This window comes from Rhizobacter sp. P3_C12 (assembly GCF_056402735.1).
This window is the reverse complement of sequence record NZ_JBFUGW010000498.1, coordinates 1-2,552: the sequence shown is the minus strand read 5'-3', so window position 1 is coordinate 2,552 and position 2,552 is coordinate 1. Positions and strand designations below refer to the sequence as shown.

1 protein-coding gene is annotated in these 2,552 nt (G+C 52.3%); it reads right to left on the bottom strand.

Going from position 1 to position 2,552, the window contains the following annotated elements; translation table 11 throughout:
- On the bottom strand, window positions 1–2,426 hold a 2,426-nt coding region (locus tag AC1DXV_RS33755; RefSeq protein WP_477937929.1), incomplete at its 3' end, for a hypothetical protein.
- Window positions 2,427–2,552: the final 126 nt, after the last annotated feature.

Genomic DNA, 2,552 nt, shown 5'->3' with positions numbered 1-2,552 from the left:
TCCTCACTGAAGATCCAGTCCACCGCATCGTCGCGCGGCATCGTCAGGAACTTGTCTTTTATCTCTTGCAGGCTCAGCGCTTTCTTCCTCGAGTTCGCCAGTACAGTCGGTTGCTCACTGATTCTCGAATCCGGTTGGGGTTGGATCCTTGGATTTCCCGGGACCACCTCCCGAGCTTGTATTTTTGGAGAATCAGTTTTCAGACCGATAGGTTTCAGCTCGACCGGCTTCTGAGGGGGAAGCTGCCCCTTCGAAGGATCCAGGCTTTGCACCGATGCTGCCTTCTTCGGATCCGCCGATACAGTCAATTGCTCTTTTTCAATGGTTCTTGAATTCACCGGATTCGATCCCGGGCGCGAGATCGAGATTGTTGGAATATTCAAGCGCGTCATATCAATAATTTCCGGTCCGGGCTGCTTCTGATTCAGATCCGCAGACTCCGGGCGGGATGGCTTCCGGGCACGAGCCTGAAGTCTGCAAATCCCTCCGCTGACGCTTGCCAATTCCACATCTGCATGCACCTGCACCTGCTCCCGCGTCAGCGAAGCCATGCTCTTCCATTCCACTTCCAGTTGCGGAGATGCTTCACCCGGTTGCCACCCACTGAGATCCAGAGTCGCCGTATTCTTGCGCACCCTCTTGTCGTCAATGGTGATTCTGGATATCGTTTTTATTGCAAACAAGCCTTCCGGAATTCTTGGACTGCCGTCGAAGAGCCCCAAACGAATATCTACAATCTGCCGCCCGTCACGCGGCTGAGCTCTGGCCATCTCCTCGAAATAATATTTATAGTCATTCCATCCGAAGATGTCGATACTTTCCAGATTCAGAATTCCGTTCATCGACTCGATGTTCGGCTCTCTCCTTATATAACGATTTTCCGGATGGATCCGCATGTTCACCATGATCTTCCATCGCTCCCACACCTCCCCCCGCGTGCAGCCGGAATCCTTCAACTGCCCAAGGTCCTTGCAGTCCTGGCGGAAGGAATCATCCTTCTGATTTTCCAATGCCTTGATCAGCCGCGCCATCACCAAGGAACTCTTGAAAGCAGGCTTGAGCCGCTCGTCATACTTGTGTTGCAACGACAATTCCGACCATAGTGCCCCGAGGATGCTCCACATCACGTCATCTCTCGATTTATCATCAAAATAGTTTTTCATGAAATCGAACACGATCTGCGGCCCTGATTTCATATTCCGAGGACGATTTCCCAGGAAATCAGGGAACTCCTGGCTTATTTTCTTCAGCAGATCCGACGACGGACCCGACAACTTCAGGCGCTCGTCAAAAATATTGATCCCCTCATAAACGAGGCAAGGACTCTTCTTGCTGAGAAATAGTGCGTGCACCCAATTGATGGCCTCCTCCTTATCGGGAGGTCGGAGCTTTTCAATTGCGTCGAGCAATACGCCACGGCTCTGCATGAAAAGATGGCCATTCTGGTCCTTGTCGACCCTCAGAGCCGTGAACAACTGCGAACGACCCATGCGGTCTGAAAGTTTCATGGGCCTGAATGTGTCGGCATATTGACCCGACAAGATGCTGCGCACCAGAGCTGATCGAAACGAAACCACTCCCAGCAACCCCTCGTAGCTTCCTATCCCATATTTCTCGAATTTTTTGCGTACTTCTCCATTCATTGCACCCAAATCGCAAAGGCTTGGCACCGTCATTTCCGCACTGGACGCTTCCGCGCGCCGTGTACCAGAGTTTGGAAGCTCCGACCAGAACGTACCACGTCCATATCTCTCTTTTTGTATTACCCGCAGCATTCTCAGATAGCGCGGAACAAGTGCTGCATAGAAGAGGTCTTGGGTCCCTGCCTGAGCGCCCTCTCCTGCTCTCAGTGCTTTATGCAGTTTCGAGAGGCCGAAATCATTGCTTATGACTTTGATGAGATCTGCAAAGGGTGCGTCATGGCCCCAAGTCTCTCGAACCCTCCCCTGGAGATATTCTGCGTTTATTCCTTGGGGATCATCAATGCTTTTCTCATCCCTGCAAAGGAGGATGAATGCGAGCACGCACTCACCCAACCGATTCATGCTTTGTCGGGAGCAACTTGACCCATCCTTGCAAGCCTCAATCCCGCGCAACAAATCTTCCGATCTCCGACGGACATCCTCTCCTCCAAGGCCCTCGGAAATTGCCAAGGCAACAAATCCCTCAGCTTTCCGGATCGCTTCATCCCACTTATCAGGCACCTTCTCGAATGCCGGCTCGGCAACAATCACCTGAGTTGCCTGATTGGCAAACTTCGTTTCGATCTTCACACCGAGACGCTCGTTATACCCTGCGATCACATCACGTATACCCTGCATGGCCACCGATTCTTCAACCTGGTGCGGCAGCAGGATGCTCGTAATTCCTTCTTTCTGTCTTTCAGGCCTGTTCTTTTTCTCCATCCTTCCCAGGATGTCTTTCATGATATCCGCGTCCAGCGAACATGGATCGCTCGCTGACAGATCGAGGYATCCATCGTGGCACCTATACACGGCGGCATGATAATTCGTCTCCGCACCCCGCCCCCCGACAAAGGAGATCGTCGGATC